The following is an 18,635-nucleotide window of genomic DNA, read 5'->3' as shown; positions in this document are numbered from 1 at the left end:
ATGCACTTTCAGGTCCGCCGTCATACTCGTACCTCTGTCGAGAACAGGCCCTGCGGCCTCACCAACATAATTGCGATCATGAACAGGAAGACGCTGACACTCTGGGTCATGGCGGATCCGTAACCTCCGGCGAAGCTTTCGAGCATGCCGACGAGATAGGAAACGATCACTGCTCCGGGCACGCTGCCCAGGCCACCGATGACGACGATGGCGAAGACCTTGAAGACGATCGTGATGCCCATTTGCGGGCTGACCGTGAAGACGGGCGTCAAGGTCGCGCCGGCGATGCCCGCCAGGCCGACACCCAGCGCCATCGCCAGCCGGCCGATCCGCTCCGGAGAGATTCCCACGACCATCGCTGCCGTGGGGTTCTGCGAGACGCCGCGCATGGCCCGGCCCACCTGCGTCCGGCTGAGCAGCAGGTAGAGCGCCCCGAGCGTGACGACTGCCACGACGACGATGAAGGCGCGTCCGATCGGGATGATCACGTCTCCCAGCACGAGGTGACCTTGCGGCCTGCTGTCCTCGGGCAACTGCCGTGGCCCGGCGCCCCAGAGCAGGATCGCGCCGTTCTGGATGATCATGGCCAGGCCCAGGGTCAGCAGCATGGTCCTGGAGAATGCTCCGTCAGGGGGAAGGCGACGAAGCAAGCCTTCCTGCATGACGATGCCGATGATCGCCATGGTTGCCGCGGTGAGCAGGATGCCCAGCCAGTAGCCGGCGAGCGGGATGAAGAAGTAGGCGGCGAACGCCCCCAGCATGTACAACGCCCCATGGGCGAAGTTCACAACGTTGAGAACTCCGAATATGACGGCCAAGCCTGCGGCGAGCAGCGCATAGCTGGACCCCAGCACCACGCCGTTGGCGATGAGTTCCCCGGTGTACGTCGCGTCCACGCGATGACCTCCAGTCGTCAGTCTGTCGACGGGGACGGATCAGGTGACGACATCCGACACGATGACGGTCTTGCCATTTTTGATCTGCATGATGAATGCCTTGTCATGGGCCTGGTGGTGGGCATCGAATTTCAGCGTGCCCCCGGTGAGAGAGGCGAGGTCGGTGCTCACCAGGGCTTTCTGTATGGCCTTCGGCTCGGCGCTGTTCGCCCGGCGAATGGCATCCGCGATCACCATGACGGCGCTGTAACCCTCGAATGATTCATAGGTGGGCTGGGTTTTGTACGCGCTCTCATAGGCTTTCGCGAACTTCGCGTTCGCCGGCGTCTGGATCAGGGAGCTGTAGGGATAGACACTGGACGATCCGGCGAACTGCTTGTCCTTGAGGATCTCGAGGTTCTGGCCCTCGAGTTCGACGCGGCCTGTCACTGGCAGCCCCAGCCTGGCGCTGGCGGCTTGGCGCAGGTACGAAAGATGATCGGCGCCTGTGATGTAGAGGGCGACCGACTGAGTGCCGTTGTTGCGATATTTGCTGATCTGCGTTGAGAAGTCGGAGGTCCCCTGGGCCACGAAGTCGACCGCCGTCGCCTTGATGCCCTTGTCGGCGAGCGCCTTTTCCAGGGCGGCGGCACCTGTACGGCCGTACGTGCTGTCTTCGGCAAGGATGGCGACTTCGCGTACATCGCCTGCTGCCTGCAGGTAGGAGGACAAGGCGACGGCGAGCGTCGCGTCAGAGGGATTGATCCGGAAGGTGAAGTCGTTGCCTCCCTTGCCTGCTGCCGTGGTGATGTCAGGCGACGTGGACGTGGAGACCACCAGTGGCACCTGATATCGCTTGGCCAGCGGCATCGCGGCAAGGGTGACCCCGCTGCAGAGAGCGCCGATCACTGCGGACACCTGCTGTTGGGTGATGAGTTTGGTGACGGATCCAACGCCATCGGTCGGGTTGCAGGCGTTGTCCTGGGCGGCGAGTGCGAGTTTCCTGCTCCCCAGGAGACCGCCGTCTTTGTTGACCTGATCGATGGCCAGTTGCACGCCGTTGCGTTCGTTCTCCCCGAGCGCGGCGGCTGATCCTGACAGGGGGGTTGAGAGGCCGATTTTGATGGGGCCCGAGCCGGAACCCGGATCGTCGGCCGAGTTTGCACAACCTACGGCCGTGAGGGCGAGGGCAACGGCTGTTGCGAGTGTTCTGGTACGCATCTTGTGCCTCTTAGCTGATCAGACGCTGTGCGCTCCGCGTCCGTTTCATGACCTGGCTGGGTGATGCCCGGTCTGGCTTGGAGTAGCCGGCCCGAGGTTGATGCTCGAACATCTACCTACAGTCGACTGCATGTAGCTACAATCGACTGCATGTACGCTGCCTGTCAAGTGCTTCATCGGGACGAATTCCCGCGACTCCGCACCTTCACATGGGGAGGCAACAGTCGATGAACGAGCCGTCAGGCCGTGGATCGAAGCCGCCGACGCACAAGCTCATCGCGGAGGTGGCCGGAGTGCATCCTTCGACGGTGTCGAGGATTCTCCGACGGGCACCCGGACCCCGCAGGGCGGATTTCGCCGAGACCGAAGAGCGGGTGCGGGAGGTCGCCAAACGGCTGGGCTATCGCCCCGACCTCACCGCGGCGAGCCTTCGAACCCGACGCAGCATGGTGCTGGGAGTCCTGCTGCCGAAGCTCCACGACGTCGTGCTGGCCACGATTCTCAGCGGTATCGACACCGCGGCCTTCGGCCTCGGCTACCAGACCATCGTCACCAACACCCTGGGCGCGCCGGAACGGCGCCGGGAGCGGGTCGAGATGCTGCTCAGCCGCAGGGTCGACGGGCTGGTGATCGGCGACCCCACCCTCGACGAGAAGATCTACGAAGAGTTGTCCCGTTCCCGGACTCCGCATGTCCTGGTCAACCACCGTGCCGAAGGGCACGTGTCGGTGACCGGAAACGATGCGCTGGGAGGGCGGTTGGTGGGCGAGCATCTCCTGGCCGCGGGTCATCGCGAGATCGGCATCATCGCCGGGCCGCGTTACCCCACTGCTCTGGATCGGGTCCGAGGATGCGTGGAGGCGTACGAACGAGCCGGCGTCACCGTCGGCCGAGCGCAGATCGTCCACACGGATTTCGACCCCCAGGGGGGACGGCGAGCTGCGCAGGAGCTGCTCACGTTGCCGCGACGCCCAACGGCGATCTTCGCGGTCAATGACTCCGCGGCCATAGGGGCGATGGGGGCGCTCAGGGATGACGGGCTGGTCGTGGGACGCGACATGGCGCTGGTCGGCTACAACGACATCGCGATCGCGCAGGATCTTCCGATCCCGCTGTCGAGCGTCCACACGCCCCTGCGGGAGATGGGGGAGACGGCGGCACGATCGCTGATCGACCTGCTTGAGGGGCGGACGAGCGGGTCGGTCGCACTCCAGCCCCGGCTGGTTGTGCGTGACTCGAGCTCCTCGGCCGTCCCTGTCACGGCCCCTGTCACGGCCCCTGTCACGGCCCCTGTCACGGCCCCTGTCACGGCCCCTGTCACGGCGCCGGGGACTCGCGGCGAGCCCGGCGAGAAAGACGGCTGGGCGGCCGCCCCGCTGAAATGAGATGAGTTCCGCCGGCCCGGGAGGTCTCTACAGGCATGCGAAAAGTCATCTACTGCATGATGGTGTCGCTCGACGGCTACGTTGAGGCGCCCGGCGGCGACATCGGCTGGACCGCCCCCGACGAAGAGGTGCACGCGTTCTGCAACGACATGGCGCGCGGCATGGGGGGCGCCCTCTACGGCAGGCGCCTGTACGAGAACATGTCGGCCTTCTGGCCCACGGCCGACCAGCATCCGGACGCCCCGCCGGTCGTCACGGACTTCGCTCGGGTCTGGCGGGCCATGCCGAAATACGTCTTCTCGAGGACGCTCACCGAGGTGGGCTGGAACAGCACGCTCATGACCGGCGACCTCGAGGAGGAGGTCACGAGGCTGAAGCGGAAGGACGGCGGCGACCTGGAGGTGGGCGGGGCGACGCTGGCGCACAGCCTGGTGCGGCTCGGCCTGGTCGACGAGTTCCGGCTGCTCGTGCACCCGGTCGTGCTGGGCCAGGGCAGGCGGTTCTTCCCTGAGCTTGCCGCCTCGGTCAAGACGCGCCTGGTCGAGAGCAGGACGTTCGACTCCGGCGTCGCCTACCTCCGCCACCAGGTGACGTGACCCTTGCGCGCCGGCTCCCAATCCCTTAGGAAGGTTTCCTAAGGGATTGGAGCAGCCGGTGAGGCAGATCCTGGCGGCGCTGGTCCTCCTGCTCGCGGTCGCCTGCGGCGAGGAGGCCCCGGACGTCCCGGTCAACGCCGCGGACGTGATGTTCGTCCAGATGGTGACTCCTCCGCTCCCATAGGAAGCGGCTTCTCGCCTCGCTTACGCGGGAGACGACGGCCAAGCCCTGACCGATGCCCGAAAGCACAAGCACCATCCTATCCGCAGGAGGCGACGGTGTCCGAGGTTCCGCCCCTGAACGCCGGCGGCATGCCGGAGACCGACGTCAGGCGGATCCAGGCGCTCAGGCGGTCGGCTCACTTCGAGCGCGACCTGCTCGGCCTGCTCATCGAGCACCAGGGCGACGCTGCCCGGATGGCGGCCACGGAGATGTCGGACGGGGCCAACCCGGCCGTCCAGAAGTGGGCCGCCCAGGTGCGGGCCTCGCGTACGGCGCAGATCGACATGATGCGGGACCTGCTCTCCGGGTGACGGCCGCATCCTTTGCCGTGAGTTTTGCTCGGCGCATAGACGCCGATGGCGATAAGTGATTAGATCACTTGATATGTCCGAGGTAACGCGGCCCACGCTTTCCGACGCTCTCACCGAGCGCATGCTGGAGCTCATCCGCAAGGGCGGGCACCGGCCAGGCGACAGGCTGCCCTCGACCAGGGAGCTCTCCCAGCGCTTCGCCGTCACCACCCCGACGTTGCGCGAGGCGCTGCGCAGGCTCGAGGCCACCGGCGCCATCGAGCTGCGGCACGGCTCCGGCATCTACGTCGGCGCCGCCATCGAGCGGCTGGTCCTGCCCAACCCCAACATGCGCGAGGTGCACGCCGCCCAGCTCGTCGAGCTGCTCGGGGCGCGGATCGTCATCGAGCCGCCGCTGGCGGCGATGGCCGCGCAGAACGCGGAGGGCGAGGAACTGGCCGCGCTCAAAGGCGTGCTCGACCGGGCGGGCAAGCACCTGCGCGGCGACGACGCCGAGCTGCACGAGGCGAACATGTCCTTCCACCGGGCGACCGCGCGGATGGCGGGCAACAGCGTGCTCCACGAGGTCGTCGATTCGCTGCTCCTCGTCCACGGGCCGGAGCAGCGGGAGATCCTGCAGATCTTCGACGACCGGCGGCGTGACTACGAAGAGCACCTGGCGATCCTGGAGGCCATCGAGGCGCGCGACGCGGCTCAGGCCGAGGAGCGCATGCGGGCCCATCTGGTCGAGGTCAGGACGGTCATAGAGCACAGGTTGCACCCCCCGGGTTGAACCCCCCGGTTGAACCCCCGATGGAAACAAGGAGGCCGGCCCATGTTCCGGTCACGTGTGGTCACGCTCGGCGTGGCGGCGCTCGTCCTGACCGCCTGCGGTGGCAACGGCGCCGACGCGCCGCGGGAGAAGAAGACCGAGCTGACGCTGTACAACGACAAGGGCGCCTGGACGAAGTACTTCGACGAGATGAGTGCTCTGTCCAAGCAGAGCGTCGGCCTGAGCATCAAGCCGACGGGATACACCGACTCGGCCCAGTACCAGGCGTTCATCAAGGCGTCGTTCCGCACCGACGTCAAGCCTGACCTGTTCACCTGGCAGACCGGGGGAATGCTGGAGCAGATCGTCAAGCAGAAGCAGGTGGCCGACACCTCGACCATCTGGCAGGAGGCGATCAAGAACGGCGACCTGTCGAAAGACCTCATGCCCTACTACACGATCGGCGGCAAGCAGTACTGCGTGCCGATGAACGTCGCCTACTGGGGCATGTTCTACAACAAGAAGATCTTCGACAAGCACGGCCTGAAGCCCCCGGAGACCTGGGACGACCTCATCAAGGTCGCCGACACGCTGAAGCAGAACGGCGTGAAGGCCTTCTACCACACCAGCGTGCTGTTCTCGTTCGTCTGGTTCGAGCAGCTCCTGGCCGGCACCGACCCCGACCTGTACGACCGCCTGTCCACCGGCGAGGCGAAGTACACCGACCCGGGCGTGGTGCAGGTGATGGAGAAGTGGAAGCAGCTGATCGACGCCGGATATTTCATCAACCCGGGTGACAAGACCGACCCCGGCGACGTGCTGAAGAACGGCAAGGCCGCGATGGTGTCGTTCGGCACCTGGTTCAACACCAGCATGACCCAGCGCAACCTCAAGGCCGGCGAGGACTACGACTTCTTCGTCATCCCCAACGTCAACCCCGCTCTGCCCAAGACCTCGATGATCTTCGAGAGCGGCCCGCTGTGCTCGCTGACGAAGGCGGCCGACCCCGACGCCAGCACCAAATACCTCAAGTGGTGGACGACCGCCGAGGCCCAGGAGAAGTGGGCGACGAGCCGGGGTGACGTGAGCGCCAACCCGAAGGTGGAGATCGACGACAAGGCGCTCGGCGCCGTCACCAAGGACGCGGGCGGCGGGAAGTACCGCCTGGTCAACCGCTACTTCGAGGCCACGCCGCCGCCCGTGCTGACGGCCGCGCTCGACGGGTTCAGCAAGTTCGTCACCCAGCCGGGCTCGTACAAGGAGGTCCTGGAGACCATCCAGCAGGCCGCCGACGAGTACTGGAGCACGCATCAGTGAGCGAGGGAGCATCCGGGCGACCGAGCCCGCCTCACGGAGTGAGGCCATGAGCACGCGCGCTCCCTTGCTCGGCCGCTTCAAGCACGGTTACGTCGCCCCGGCCGCTCTCCTGGTCGCGGGGCTGCTCTACGCGCCGTTCGTGTGGACGGCCTACCTGAGCCTGACCCGCTACGACGGCCTTGAGCCGCCGGCGTGGATCGGGCTGCGCAACTTCGCCAAGTTGTTCGACGACCCGGCGCTGCTCACCTCGACCCGCAACACGCTCATCTGGGTGGTCGGCACGATGGTGCTGCCGGTCGGACTCGGGCTGCTGGTGGCGGTGCTGTCGTACGACCTCAGGGGCGGCGCGTGGTACCGCCTGCCGTTCATGTTGCCGTACGCGCTGAGCGGCGCCGGCCTGGCCATGGTGTGGAGCCCGATCCTGTCACACGGTGGGATCGCCAACCTGATGCTCGGCGTGGACACCGCCTTCTTGCAGGACGCGCCGGCCAACACGGTCGCCATGCTGCTGGTCTGGACCTGGCAGCAGCTCGGCGTCAACACGCTGCTGTTCGTGGTGGGCCTGCAGTCGATTCCCAAGGAGCCCATCGAGGCCGCCCGGCTCGACGGCGCCTCGGGGTGGCGGTTGTTCCGGCACGTCATCTGGCCGCTGATGAGGCCGCTGACGGCCGTCGTGGTGGGGCTCGCTCTGGTGGCCGGGCTGAAGACGTTCGACATCGTGTGGGTGCTGACGCAGGGCGGGCCAGGCCGCAATTCCGAGACTCTCGCGGTGACGATGTACAAGGAGACGTTCGTGGCCAGCGACTACGGCTACGGGTCGGCGGTCGCGGTGATGCTGACCGTGGTCACGGGCCTGGCGTCCTACCTCTATCTCAAGAGGCAGGTGACCGCGACATGATCAGGCGTGCCGTGCTCGTCGTGCTCGGGCTGGTCTGGCTCGGGCCGACGTACCTGCTGCTGGTCAACGCCGCGCGCCCGGCCGACTCGTACGATCCGGGCAGCGCGTGGGTGCCGTCCGGCGACTTCGCGCTGTTCGAGAACTTCGCGCGGGCGCTCGACAGCGCCGACCTGACCCGGAGCCTGGCCAGCACCGCGCTCTACAGCGTCGTCTCGCCGCTGCTCGGCGTGCTCGTGGGCGCGCTGGCCGGCTACACGATCGTGGTGCTGCGGTTGAAGTACGGGTTCTGGTGGTTCCTGCTGATCTTCGGCGGCACCATCTTCCCCTCCCAGATGTTGCTCGTGCCGCTCTTCGTCGGCTACAGCGACGCCGGCCTGTACGACTCCAGGCTCGGCATGATCCTCATCTACACGGCGATCAACGTGCCGCTGGCCGCGTTCGTGCTGCGCAACTTCTACTCCGGCGTGGCCTTCTCGATCTTCGAGGCCGCGCGCATGGACGGCGCGTCCACGTGGCGGATCTTCTGGCGCATCTACCTGCCGATCTCGGCCAGCGCGCTGGCCGCCGTGTTCATCCTCGAGTTCACCTTCATCTGGAACGACCTCATCTTCGGCCTGACCCTGACGCAGACCGAGGAGGTGCGGCCCGTGATGACCGCCATCGCCGGCCTCATGACCGACGTGTACGCAGGAACCCCGGTGCCCGTCGGCCTGGCGGCGGGCCTCGTGGTCTCGTTGCCGACGGTCGTGTTGTTCCTCGCCACCCAGCGCCTCTTCGCCAGGGGCCTGTCTCTAGGGAGTGTTTGATGACGAGCCGGTTGCTCCAGCGGAGCCTGGGCAGTCCCGACTATGACGGGATCAGGCAGGCGCTGCGCGACGACACCTCGACCCCGGTGATCAGCGTGCGCGGGCTGGAGGTGCGCGTCTCGGTGTTGCCGCTGTTCACCCACGACGGCCGCCAGGCGGTCAGGGTGTCCAGCACCCAGCCGCTGACCCACACGCTGGTGGACGCGGACAGCGCGTCGGGCAGCGACGTGACGCTGCTGGTGCCGGAGGTCGACGCGCCGCGCGAGCTGACGCTGGAGTGCCGCGACGACGCGGGCGTGGTCGGCTCGGCGCAGGTCACGGTGACGCCGCAGCGCAAGTGGAGCGTGTTCGTCGTGCACCACTCGCACCTGGACATCGGCTACACCGACCCGCAGGGCACGGTGCTCCGCCACCACCTCGACTACCTGGACGCGGCGCTGCGGCTGGCCGAGGAGACCTCGTCCTGGCCCGACGACGCCAAGTTCCGGTGGAGCGTCGAGTCGTCGATGCCGGCGCTGAAGTGGCTGGACGCGCGGCCGCCCGAGATGGTCGAGGCGTTCGCCGCGCGGGCCCGCGAGGGCGTCATCGAGGTGACCGCGCTGCCGTTCCAGCTGCACACCGAAGCCTGCTCGACCGAGGAGCTGCACCGCCAGCTCCGCTTCACCTCCCGGCTCAAGGACCGGTACGGCTTCGCCACCACGTCCGCGATGCACACCGACGTGCCCGGCGCGGTCGTCGGCCTGGTCGACGCGCTCAGCGCGCACGGCGTGCGCTACCTGGCGGCGGCCCACAACTGGGCCGGCCGGTCGGTGCCCTACCTGCACGGCGGCGACAAGCTGACCAGGCCGTTCCGGTGGCGGGCGCCGAGCGGCAACGAGGTCATCGTGTGGTTCACGGACACGCCGCACGGCATGGCGTACATGGAGGGCAACACGGTCGGGCTGACCGACTCCTTCGAGCTGGCCGACGACCTGCTGCCGCGCTACCTGTCGGCGCTGGCCACGCGGGGCTACCCGTACGGGCCGGGCACGTTCGGGTGGCAGGGGCCGGACGCGCCCAAGGAGCCGTACGAGCTGGACGTGCTGCACCTGCGGGTGCAGGGGGCGCACGCCGACAACGCGGGCCCGTCGATCGTGCCGGCGTCGATCGCCCGCAGGTGGAACGAGCAGTGGGCCTACCCGCGCCTGCGCTCGGCCGCCAACAAGGACTTCTTCGAGCACGTCGAGGAGCACTACCTCGACCGGCTCTCCGTGCACGAGGGCGACTGGACCGACTGGTGGGCGGACGGGCTCGGCTCGGGCGCGCGCCCGCTCGGCTACGTGCGCAGGGCCCAGTCGGCGCTGCGGGTGGCCGAGACGCTGCACACGCTGGCCGGCGAGGACGCCACCGAGCAGATCGACGCGGCCTACGACAAGGTGGCGCTGTTCAACGAGCACACGTGGGGCGCGGCCAACCCGTGGGAGGACGCCGAGGAGGCGGGCGACTCGGGCGGCCTGCAGTGGACGCGCAAGTCGTCGGGCGCCTACCAGGCCCAGGACGACGCGTCGGACCTGCTGCACGCCGCGACCCGCAGGTTCGCCGCCGCGCTGACGGGCGGCGGTGACGAGAGGGGAACCGGCGGCGCGCTGGCCGCGTTCGCCGTCTTCAACCCCGGCACGCGGGCGCGCACCGACGTCGTGCGCGCGTTCCTGCCCAGGGACGTCGTGGGCGTGGACGTGCCGATCGCGCTGGTGGACGCGCGGACCGGGCGGACGCTGCCGCACCACGAGGAGCTGGTCGACCCGGTGGACTGGCCGACCCGGCCGATCGGGCGGCACGTGCACGCGGTCGTCGAGGACATCCCGGGGTACGGCTACGCCCGCCTCGACGTCGTGCCCGGCCAGACCCAGGCCCCCGAGCCGGTCGAGCTGGGCCTGGACGGGGTGATCGAGAACGAGTTCTACCGCGTGGCGTACGACGTGCGCGAGGGCTACGTCAGCTCGATCTTCGACAAGCGGGCGGGCCGCGAGCTGGTCAACGGCGAGGCCGCGGCCGGCTTCGGCCAGTACGTCTACGACCAGTACGCCACCGCCCCGCACTTCAACCACATGTCGGGACACGTGGGGGCGCATGACCGCACCCTCCTCGGCGACCGCGCCATCGGCAGGAACGCCGTCATCACCAAGGTCCAGCGCACCGCCGTGGGCGAGAAGCTCGTCGTGGAGCTGCGGGCCAAGGGCGTCGACTGGCTGCGCACCACGATCGAGCTGCACGACGGCGTGCCCAGGGTCGACCTGACCTACCAGCTCGCCAAGCAGGGCACCCCCTCGAAGGAGGCGGTGTTCCTGGCCTTCCCGTTCGCCGCGGGCCAGGCCACGGCCTGGGAGCTGACCGGCGGCGTCGGCGGCCCCGACGTGTCCCGAGTGCCCGGCTCGGCCGAGTACATGTTGCCGATCCGGCACTGGATCGCCTTCGAGGACTCCGAGCTGACCATCGCCTGGGCCACGCTGGAGGCGCCGCTGGTGCAGCTCGGCACCATCCACATGCCGTACGCGCCGTTCCCGCCGACCCTCGACCAGGAGGACGGCACGGTCTACTCGTGGGCGCTCAACAACATCTGGGACACGAACTTCCCGGCCCAGCAGCAGGGCGAGACCACGTTCCGCTACGCGGTCACCAGCGAGAGCGGAACAGAGGGCAGGCGGCTCGGGGCGGCGGTGGCCTCGGGACTGACAGAGCCGTTCGTCGGCGCGCTGATCGACGACGGCCCGGCCGCCACCGAGACGTACGTCTCCGTCGACCACCCCGACGTGCTGGTCACGTCGCTCGGGCGGTCGGGTGACGAGCGCGTGGTGCGGCTCCAGTCGCTGGCCGCCGAGCCGGTCGAGGCGACGGTCACGCTGCCGGGCCTGCGCTCGGCCCGCGGGCTGGACGTCGTGGACGAGTCGGTCAAGGTACGGCTGCCCGCCTGCGGGGTCGCCGTCGTCTGGGGGACGTGCGCGTGAAGATCGTTGACATCCGGGCCACGACGGTCGCGGTCCCGCTCGAGGCGCCGCTGCGGCACAGCAACGGCGCGCACTGGGGGCGGTTCGTCCGCACGATCGTCGAGGTCGAGGCCGACAACGGGCTGATCGGCCTGGGGGAGATGGGCGGCGGGGGCGAGAGCGCGGAGTCGGCCTTCCGCGCGCTCGTGCCGTACCTGAAGGATCATGATCCCTTCCAGCTGGAGGCGCTCCGCTTCAAGATCGCCAACCCGACGGCCTCGCTCTACAACAACAGGACCCAGCTGCTGGCCGCCATCGAGTTCGCCTGCGTCGACCTCATCGGGCAGCACCTCGGCGTGCCCGCCAGCGACCTGCTGGGCGGGCGCGTCCGCGACGCCGTCCCGTTCGCCTCCTACCTGTTCTTCCGGTACGCCGCCGAGGGCCACGCCGAGATCCGCACGCCCGACCAGCTCGTCGCGCACACCGCGGAGCTCAAGGCGGCGCACGGGTTCACCGTGCACAAGCTCAAGGGCGGCGTGTTCCCGCCGGACTACGAGCTGGAGTGTTACCGGGCGCTGGCCGAGGCGTTCCCCGGCGACCGGCTCAGGTACGACCCGAACGCCGTGTTGTCGGTGGCGGAGGGCCTGCGCTTCGGCCGGGCCATCGAAGGGCTGAACAACGACTACCTGGAGGACCCGGTCTGGGGACTCGAAGGGCTCAGGGCCGTGCGCGAGCAGGTCAGGGTGCCGCTCGCGACGAACACGGTCGTGGTCAACTTCGAGCAACTCGCCTCCAACGTGCTGCGCAGGGCCGCCGACGTGGTGCTGCTCGACACGACCTTCTGGGGCGGCATCCGGCCGTGCGTGAAGGCGGCGGGGGTGTGCGAGACGTTCCAGATCGGGGTGGCCGTGCACTCGTCGGGCGAGCTCGGCATCCAGCTCGCGACCATGCTCCACCTCGGCGCGGTGCTGCCGAACCTCACCTACTCCGCCGACGCGCACTACCACCAGCTGCGCGACGACGTGATCGAGGGCGGCAAGATGGCGTACTCGGAGGGCGCCATCGCCGTGCCCGAGGGTCCGGGGCTGGGCGTGCGGCTCGACAGGGAGCGGGTGGCGGAATACGCCGAGCTCTACCGCGAGATGGGCGGCTACCCGTACGACCGCGACCCGGGCCGGCCCGGCTGGTACGCCACCGTGCCCAACGCGCGCTTCGCCGACCCCACCGTCGCGTCCGTGGATTAGCACCATAATGATGCGGTATGTCTGAACCCTCGCGGCCCGCTCCGCCCGCCGACAACCTGGTCACCACCTCCCACGCCCTGCCGTCGGGGGAGCGGTACACCGCCACCGCGGGCACGATCGTGCTGCGCGAGGAGGTCTACACCGACGGCGCCTTCGACGGCCTGCGCCCCAAGGCCGAGATGTTCGTCACCGCGTACACGCTGGACGGCGCCGACCCGCTGACCCGTCCGGTGACGTTCGCCTTCAACGGCGGTCCCGGCTCGTCGAGCGTCTGGCTGCACCTGGGCGTGCTCGGGCCGCGCCGGGTCGTCATGGGGGACGCGGGCGCGCTCCTGCCGCCCCCGTACGGCCTGGCCGACAACGAGGAGAGCCTGCTGGCGGTGAGCGACCTGGTCTTCATCGACCCGGTCTCCACCGGCTACTCGCGGGCGGCCGAGGGGGAGAAGGCGGAGCCGTACCACGGCTTCACCGGCGACCTGGAGTCGGTCGGCGAGCTCATCAGGCTGTGGACCACCAGGAACGCGCGGTGGATGTCGCCGAAGTTCCTGGCGGGCGAGTCGTACGGCACGGTCAGGGCCGCCGGGCTGGCCGAGCACCTGCAGTCGCGATACGGCATGTACGTCAACGGCGTGATGCTGATCTCCTCGGTGCTCGACTTCATCACCGGCGAGTTCAACGAGGGCAACGACCTGGCCCACGCCCTCTACCTGCCGACCTACGCGGCCATCGCCCACTACCACGGGCTGCACGGCGACCGGCCGCTGGCCGACGTGCTGCGCGAGGCGGAGGAGTTCGCCGAGCGTGACTACCCGTGGGCGCTGGCCCGCGGCAACCGGCTCACCGCCGGCGAGCGCGCGTCCGCCGTGGCGAGGATCGCCGCGCTGACCGGGCTCAGCGAGGACTACGTCGACCGGGTGAACCTGCGGATCGAGCACATCCGGTTCTTCACCGAGCTGCTGCGCCCGCGCCGCCAGGTCGTCGGCCGCCTCGACGGGCGCTTCACCGGCTGGGACCCCGACGCGGGGCGCGAGCGCTTCTTCGCCGACCCCAGCATCAACGCGATCATGGGGCCGTACAGCGCCGGGCTCAACCACTACCTGCGCACGGAGCTCGGCTACGCCAACGACCTGCCGTACGAGGTGCTCACCTCGCGGGTCTACCCGTGGTCGTTCAAGGAGTTCGAGGGCGCGCACGTCAGCGTCACCGACAAGCTGGCCGCCGCCATGCGCGCCAACCCGCACCTGCGCGTGCACGTGGCCGGCGGCTACCACGACGGCGCGACCCCCTACTACGCCGCCGAGCACGCCCTCGCCCACCTGCCGGTGCCCGCGGAACTGGCTGCCAACGTCGAGTTCAAGTACTACGAGGCCGGCCACATGATGTACGTCCACGAGCCCAGCAGGCTGCGCCAGTCAGCCGACCTCGCCGCTTTTGTGCTGGGCCAGCAGGCTTGACGCCCGTTTCAGCCGCTGCTTGAGGTTGGCGCGGAGCGCGGCGAACCGCTGGGGATTGTCGGCGATGACGTCCTCCTGCAGTTCGGAGTCGGCTCCGTACCAGGCCAGCACGAGGCCCGACGACCACTTGCACCGGGTGTCGGCGGTCGCCGTCTGCTTCTCCTCCTCGGTGACCTCCGGATCGTCCAGGTTCCAGCGCTTGTCGGCGATGGCCGCCTCCGGCGACGGGTAGGAGTGGCCGGCCTGGCTCATGCACGACTGCCAGCGCTTGACCGCCTCCTTCACCGCGGGGTCCTTGGCCGCCTGCTCCAGCGTCAGCGAGTCCTGCAGCGACAACCACGGCCAGTCCGCCTTGCGTGCCCCCTTGTCCAGGGCCTGCGTCGCGCGGTCCAGGCAGCCGCGGTCGGCGGCGGTGCCGTACAGGCGGTGGCGGACCGGCTTGGGCAGCTTGGCGGCCCACGCGCCGGCCGTGTCGGGAGAGGGCGGCCTGGCCAGGTGGTAGCCGTACTGCTTGGCCGCCCCGATGTCCGAGACACCGTAGCGGCGGGAGTTGCCGGGATCCACCGCGGCGATCGTGTCGGCGTCCTCGGCGGGAGGGGTGACGGTGTCGCCCCGCTCGCGCATGCACTGGACGACGAGATGGTTGTGGGCATTGCCCAGAACGGCCCGCTGCTTGGGAGTGGTCTTGTAGGCGTCGAACGGCAGCACCAGCTGCGTCATCGCGGCGGCGTCCGGACCGGACGTCGCGGGCGCGGCGGGCTCGTCGGCGGCACAGGCCGCGGCCGACGCGACCAGCAGCAGCGTGCTCGCGAGGAGCCCCCGGCGACCGGTTTCCGGCGGCCAAGCCCGGAAACCGGCACTCCCGTCATTTCTCAGCGGCACCAGATGTCGATCGCGCTGGTGCGGTTGTTGCCGATGGCGTTGTTCGACAGGTAGCCGTCGTTCGAGTTGTGCGTGAACGTGCTGTGCGCGCCGGTGTAGCCGGGGTGCTGCCACAGGGTGGCGCTGCAGCCGACCCGGTTCCTGACCGAGCTGGTCTCGTTGTCCATGCTGTGCCAGGTGTTGCTGAAGTCCCAGTTCAGCCAGTTGTTGTCGGCAAGGTTGGAGTCGTCCTTGACGAAGTCACGCCAGTGGTCGATCTGGCCGCGGTTGTAGTCGAAGCCCGCGTACAGGCAGACACGACCGCCGTAGCAGGTCGAGCGGGGGCTCGCCACCGCGGTGGCCGCGGGGGCGGCCACGGTGAACATCGCGGCCACGGCGACGATGCCGGCGGCCTTCTTGGATAGCCTCACAGGTCTCTCCTCGATCGGTGAGTCGTTTTCGACCTCGGTAACTTAGCGTGCCGAATCGAACGCGAGTCGTGGTGACTCGCCGATCCCGTAAGGGCTGCGCGCCCGTGCGAGGTCGCGTGCCCCGGCCCGCCGACTCACTCGTATCAGTCCTGTGACGTGGCCTTTCGTCGCGTTGACGGAACTGTTGCCGGCTCTGGTGCGCCGGTGGAGGAACCTGTGGTCTCCGCTCGACCTACTCCGGAAGCGCCGCCGGGTTCTGGGCCAGCAGCCCGCCGTCCACGCGGTGCTCGGCCCCGGTGATGAACGACGCGCGCGGGCTCGCCAGGAACGCCACCATCTCGGCGACCTCATCGGGCTTGGCCACGCGGCCCAGCGGGTGGGAGCGGCCCCACTGCGCCACCTGCTCCTCCTGCGACAGCTCGCCGCGCCACAGGTCGGCCGCCCAGCGCAACATCGGCGTGTCCACCGAGCCGGGGCAGACGACGTTCACCCTGATCCCGTCGGCCGCGTGGTCGAGCGCCATGGCCCTGGTCAGGCCGTTGAGCGCGGCCTTGCTCGCGGTGTAGGCGGCCACCTGGGCCTGCGAGGAGAACGCCTGGACCGACGACATGATCACGATCGAGCCGCCGCCGCGGGCCCGCAGCCTCGGCACCGCGGCTTTGCACGCGAGATAGACACCCTTGAGGTTGATGTCGAGCACCTCGTCCCAGACCTCTTCCGGCGTGTCCTCGACCGTGCCGTAGCGCTGCACGCCCGCGCACGTCACCACGATGTCGAGCCCGCCGAACCTGGCCACGGCCAGGTCCACGAGGTCGCGCATGGAGCCGGCGCTGCGGACGTCGGCGACCCTGCCGACGACGTGCTCGCTGTCGAGTTCGGCGCTCTGGTCGGCGCCGCAGAAGACCACGGACGCCCCGCCGTCGGCCAGCCGGTCGACCACCGCCCGGCCGATGCCCATCGACCCGCCCGTGACCAGCGCGACTTTCCCGCCGAACTCGCTCATACCAGCACCTCCGCGCGCAACCGCAGTTCTTTCGTCTCGTGGGGGTTCAGGGTGAGGGCCGTGCCGTTGGCCACGGCCGCGGCCAGGCCGTCGGTGGGCATGCTGGAGAAGGGCTCGAGGCCGACCGTGTAGACCCGTCCCCACCAGGGGTAGCCGGTGGACGCGCCGAGCTCCTGCCACATCCACAGGTACGGCAGGAGCGTCGCATCCCACTCCACCCGCATACCGATATCCCCAGAAATTTCGTACCATCCCTCGTCAAAGCCGGTCAGATACACGATGTCGCTCGGCGCACCCCGCTCCGGCACCACGCTCAGATCCGTCTCACCGCCCCCGTCCGCAGGCACGACCGGCCACTGCCAGGGCCCGCCCGCCTGGACCCGCCGCCCGCCGGGGCCGATCGCGCTCTCGTGCGGGATCACGGTCACGCCCTCGGGAAGCCTGATCCTGGCGCCCGGCCGCAGGAACGGCAGGCCGTACACGATGTGCTGGCCCCACATGGCGTGCAGCGGCAGGCCGGACTCGTTGCTGGCCCGCCCCTCGATCTCCAGCGCCATCGTGCCCGACCGCAGCCGGAAGACCTTCTCCACCGCGTACGGCAGCCGCCGCGTGCGCACGCGCAGCCGCACCGCGACCTCCTCCTCGGAGTCGGACACGACCTCGCACTCCCACGGCAACCCCGAGACCTCGCCGTGCTGGGCCAGCCGCGCGCCCCGGTACTCGCTCGGCGCGCCGCCGCTGGGGAAGACCTCCTGCCAGCCGCCCTCGTAGTGGTCGACGAACTGGGCGACGTCGTCGGCCGCGCCCTGGAGGTGGTCGCGCGGGTCGCGCAGGCCCTGGGGGGAGAGCCAGACGAAGTCGGTGTCGGTGGGCTTGTGCAGGAACTCGACCACGTCGCCGCCCTTGTCCGGCACGACGGTCACGCGCAGCCGTTCGTTCTCCAGCACGACCGCCCGCAGCCCGTCGATCGTGACGTGCCGCAGGCGGGCCGCCCAGTTACGCCTCACTCGAACGTCACATCCAGGAATCGGGGCCGGTAGATCGACACGTCACGGTAGTGGTCGGTGTTCACGAAGCTGTTGACGTTGTACGAGATCACGAGCCCGTCGCCGTCGACGTCGGGATGCGCGTGGGCGTTGTAGGTGAAGACGTCGCCCTTGGTCTCGGGGGTCGTGTAGACGTGCTGCTTGCCGGTGAACGGCCCGGCCGGGGAGCAGGAGGAGTAGGCGACGATGTTCGGGTTGAGCGCCTCGGTGGTGTCATGAGTGATCAGGACATATCCGGATCTGACCTTGCTGACGCTGTACTCGTTCGCCACCCCGCTCATCACCCGCGCGGAGTCGGCCTCGTCGGGCGACCAGGTGCCGTCGGCCTTGAGATATTCCCAGCGGCCCAGCAGGCTCTGTCCCTTGACCCTGGCGACGTGCATGTACTTCGGCGACCCGAGATCCTCCACGCCGTAGACGTAGGTGTATCCGCCGTCCTTCAGGGTCGCCGAGGCCCACGAGACGCCGTGCCCCGAGGGCAGGTCGTGCACGCTGATCGGCTCGTCGAGCCGCCCGGGGGCGAACCTGGCCACCACGTTGCGATGCCAGCGCCAGTCCCACGCGCCGTCACCGAAGCGCTCGTACTCCTGGTAGGTGACCTCGACGACGCCGCCGGCCAGCGTCGCGTCGCCGGCCCAGAACCAGTGGTCCTCGTCGCGCGGCGGCATCACCGCGGTCGGCTTCTCGGCGGTGCCGTCGTGGATCGTGGACAGCCTGCCGTCGCGCTCGACGGCGAACGTGTTGTTCAGGAAGACGGTCGTGCCGCCCTCCTCGACCACGGGCGGTCGCGAGCCGTCGGGGTTGACCTGCCCGAGGAAGGTGTCGGAGAAGATCCACAGGTCCTTCCCGCCGGGCAGTTCGAGCGAGTAGGTGCCGTCGGCGCCCGTCCAGTCGTCCAGGCGGCTGTTGTCGTTGCCGTAGGCGGTGAACAACGTGGTCAGGCGGGCGTTCGTGGTGGCGCCCGCGACGGTCGGGGCGCACTCGGAGGCGGCGGTGGCCGGCTGCTCCTGCGGTGCGGCGGAGGGCGCGGGTTTGGGCGGCGCGGCCCAGACCGGCTGCGGCACGGCCGTCAGGCCGGCCAACGCGATGGCGAGGGGTGCGAGGGCGGAGCGGAATCGCGTCATCACTGGTCCTAGGGGAGGAGGCTCCCTACAGTTCTAGTCATTAGATCACTTGCTGTCCAGAGTCCTCCGGGATTCGCCGGAACCCGGGCCTCACGCCACTAGAGTGACGCTGCGTACAACCCCCCA

General features: G+C 69.0%; 18 protein-coding genes. 11 read left to right on the top strand and 7 right to left on the bottom strand.

Going from position 1 to position 18,635, the window contains the following annotated elements:
* Window positions 1-20: 20 nt before the first annotated feature.
* Window positions 21-896, bottom strand: a complete 876-nt coding sequence (locus tag ABGB14_RS34560; RefSeq protein WP_347648043.1) for a branched-chain amino acid ABC transporter permease — start codon at window positions 894-896, stop codon at window positions 21-23.
* 39 nt (window positions 897-935) lie between these two features.
* Window positions 936-2,096: an ABC transporter substrate-binding protein gene (locus ABGB14_RS34555; protein WP_347648042.1), complete on the bottom strand. Its 1,161-nt coding sequence runs from the start codon at window positions 2,094-2,096 to the stop codon at window positions 936-938.
* A gap of 209 nt (window positions 2,097-2,305) precedes the next feature.
* Here ABGB14_RS34555 and ABGB14_RS34550 point away from each other — a divergent pair, with 209 nt between their 5' ends.
* The 11 genes from ABGB14_RS34550 to ABGB14_RS34500 all read left to right on the top strand — a co-directional run bounded on the left by ABGB14_RS34550 (window position 2,306) and on the right by ABGB14_RS34500 (window position 14,044).
* Entirely contained in the window at window positions 2,306-3,481 is a 1,176-nt protein-coding gene (locus ABGB14_RS34550) for a LacI family DNA-binding transcriptional regulator (RefSeq protein WP_347648041.1), read from the top strand.
* Window positions 3,482-3,516: 35 nt separating this feature from the next.
* On the top strand, window positions 3,517-4,077 hold the full coding sequence (locus ABGB14_RS34545; RefSeq protein ID WP_347648040.1) for a dihydrofolate reductase family protein: 561 nt from the start codon (window positions 3,517-3,519) through the stop codon (window positions 4,075-4,077).
* Between the two features lie 58 nt (window positions 4,078-4,135).
* The gene (locus tag ABGB14_RS34540; protein WP_347648039.1) at window positions 4,136-4,261 is read left to right on the top strand and encodes a hypothetical protein; all 126 of its coding nucleotides are present in this window, start codon (window positions 4,136-4,138) and stop codon (window positions 4,259-4,261) included.
* 95 nt (window positions 4,262-4,356) lie between these two features.
* Window positions 4,357-4,611, top strand: coding sequence for a DUF305 domain-containing protein (locus tag ABGB14_RS34535; RefSeq protein WP_347648038.1), 255 nt, complete (start codon window positions 4,357-4,359; stop codon window positions 4,609-4,611).
* A gap of 73 nt (window positions 4,612-4,684) precedes the next feature.
* Window positions 4,685-5,383, top strand: a complete 699-nt coding sequence (locus tag ABGB14_RS34530) for a FadR/GntR family transcriptional regulator (protein WP_347648037.1) — start codon at window positions 4,685-4,687, stop codon at window positions 5,381-5,383.
* Window positions 5,384-5,425: 42 nt separating this feature from the next.
* On the top strand, window positions 5,426-6,679 hold the full coding sequence (locus ABGB14_RS34525) for an ABC transporter substrate-binding protein (protein ID WP_347648036.1): 1,254 nt from the start codon (window positions 5,426-5,428) through the stop codon (window positions 6,677-6,679).
* Window positions 6,680-6,725: 46 nt separating this feature from the next.
* On the top strand, window positions 6,726-7,577 hold the full coding sequence (locus tag ABGB14_RS34520; RefSeq protein ID WP_347648035.1) for a sugar ABC transporter permease: 852 nt from the start codon (window positions 6,726-6,728) through the stop codon (window positions 7,575-7,577).
* Window positions 7,574-8,383 (top strand): carbohydrate ABC transporter permease, encoded by an 810-nt coding sequence (locus ABGB14_RS34515; RefSeq protein ID WP_347648034.1) that lies wholly within the window; start codon window positions 7,574-7,576, stop codon window positions 8,381-8,383. The genes ABGB14_RS34520 and ABGB14_RS34515 overlap by 4 nt, the downstream gene beginning before the upstream one ends.
* Complete coding sequence (locus ABGB14_RS34510) at window positions 8,383-11,367, top strand: glycoside hydrolase family 38 C-terminal domain-containing protein (RefSeq protein ID WP_347648033.1); 2,985 nt, start codon at window positions 8,383-8,385, stop codon at window positions 11,365-11,367. Before ABGB14_RS34515 ends, ABGB14_RS34510 begins: the two co-directional genes overlap by 1 nt.
* Complete coding sequence (locus tag ABGB14_RS34505; protein ID WP_347648032.1) at window positions 11,364-12,590, top strand: enolase C-terminal domain-like protein; 1,227 nt, start codon at window positions 11,364-11,366, stop codon at window positions 12,588-12,590. Before ABGB14_RS34510 ends, ABGB14_RS34505 begins: the two co-directional genes overlap by 4 nt.
* A 17-nt stretch (window positions 12,591-12,607) precedes the next feature.
* Window positions 12,608-14,044 carry a peptidase S10 gene (locus tag ABGB14_RS34500; protein ID WP_347648031.1) on the top strand — a complete coding sequence of 479 codons (1,437 nt, stop codon included), beginning with the start codon at window positions 12,608-12,610 and terminating at the stop codon, window positions 14,042-14,044.
* On the opposite strand, the gene ABGB14_RS34495 is transcribed toward ABGB14_RS34500, so the two are convergent.
* From ABGB14_RS34495 to ABGB14_RS34475, 5 genes are all read right to left on the bottom strand, one after another.
* On the bottom strand, window positions 14,003-14,926 hold the full coding sequence (locus ABGB14_RS34495) for a hypothetical protein (RefSeq protein ID WP_347648030.1): 924 nt from the start codon (window positions 14,924-14,926) through the stop codon (window positions 14,003-14,005). The two genes, ABGB14_RS34500 and ABGB14_RS34495, sit on opposite strands and share 42 nt — an antisense overlap.
* A complete protein-coding gene (locus tag ABGB14_RS34490; protein ID WP_347648029.1) occupies window positions 14,917-15,336 on the bottom strand; it encodes a peptidase inhibitor family I36 protein in 420 nt (139 codons plus the stop codon). The genes ABGB14_RS34495 and ABGB14_RS34490 overlap by 10 nt, the downstream gene beginning before the upstream one ends.
* Window positions 15,337-15,568: 232 nt before the next feature.
* Complete coding sequence (locus ABGB14_RS34485) at window positions 15,569-16,339, bottom strand: SDR family oxidoreductase (protein WP_347648028.1); 771 nt, start codon at window positions 16,337-16,339, stop codon at window positions 15,569-15,571.
* The gene (locus ABGB14_RS34480) at window positions 16,336-17,346 is read right to left on the bottom strand and encodes a DUF4432 family protein (RefSeq protein WP_347648027.1); all 1,011 of its coding nucleotides are present in this window, start codon (window positions 17,344-17,346) and stop codon (window positions 16,336-16,338) included. Before ABGB14_RS34480 ends, ABGB14_RS34485 begins: the two co-directional genes overlap by 4 nt.
* Complete coding sequence (locus ABGB14_RS34475) at window positions 17,343-18,509, bottom strand: DUF4185 domain-containing protein (RefSeq protein WP_347648026.1); 1,167 nt, start codon at window positions 18,507-18,509, stop codon at window positions 17,343-17,345. The genes ABGB14_RS34480 and ABGB14_RS34475 overlap by 4 nt, the downstream gene beginning before the upstream one ends.
* Between the last annotated feature and the right edge of the window lie 126 nt (window positions 18,510-18,635).

This window comes from Nonomuraea sp. B10E15 (genome assembly GCF_039871615.1).
Lineage (GTDB): Bacteria > Actinomycetota > Actinomycetes > Streptosporangiales > Streptosporangiaceae > Nonomuraea.
This window is presented reverse-complemented; position numbering and strand designations above follow the sequence as displayed.

Coding starts and splice junctions, on each gene's coding strand:
- ABGB14_RS34555 (WP_347648042.1), bottom strand. CDS start 2,096: ATGCGTACCAGAACACTCGCAACAGCCGTTGCCCTCGCCCTCACGGCC.
- ABGB14_RS34550 (WP_347648041.1), top strand. CDS start 2,306: ATGGGGAGGCAACAGTCGATGAACGAGCCGTCAGGCCGTGGATCGAAG.
- ABGB14_RS34545 (WP_347648040.1), top strand. CDS start 3,517: ATGCGAAAAGTCATCTACTGCATGATGGTGTCGCTCGACGGCTACGTT.
- ABGB14_RS34530 (WP_347648037.1), top strand. CDS start 4,685: ATGTCCGAGGTAACGCGGCCCACGCTTTCCGACGCTCTCACCGAGCGC.
- ABGB14_RS34525 (WP_347648036.1), top strand. CDS start 5,426: ATGTTCCGGTCACGTGTGGTCACGCTCGGCGTGGCGGCGCTCGTCCTG.
- ABGB14_RS34520 (WP_347648035.1), top strand. CDS start 6,726: ATGAGCACGCGCGCTCCCTTGCTCGGCCGCTTCAAGCACGGTTACGTC.
- ABGB14_RS34515 (WP_347648034.1), top strand. CDS start 7,574: ATGATCAGGCGTGCCGTGCTCGTCGTGCTCGGGCTGGTCTGGCTCGGG.
- ABGB14_RS34510 (WP_347648033.1), top strand. CDS start 8,383: ATGACGAGCCGGTTGCTCCAGCGGAGCCTGGGCAGTCCCGACTATGAC.
- ABGB14_RS34500 (WP_347648031.1), top strand. CDS start 12,608: ATGTCTGAACCCTCGCGGCCCGCTCCGCCCGCCGACAACCTGGTCACC.
- ABGB14_RS34485 (WP_347648028.1), bottom strand. CDS start 16,339: ATGAGCGAGTTCGGCGGGAAAGTCGCGCTGGTCACGGGCGGGTCGATG.
- ABGB14_RS34475 (WP_347648026.1), bottom strand. CDS start 18,509: ATGACGCGATTCCGCTCCGCCCTCGCACCCCTCGCCATCGCGTTGGCC.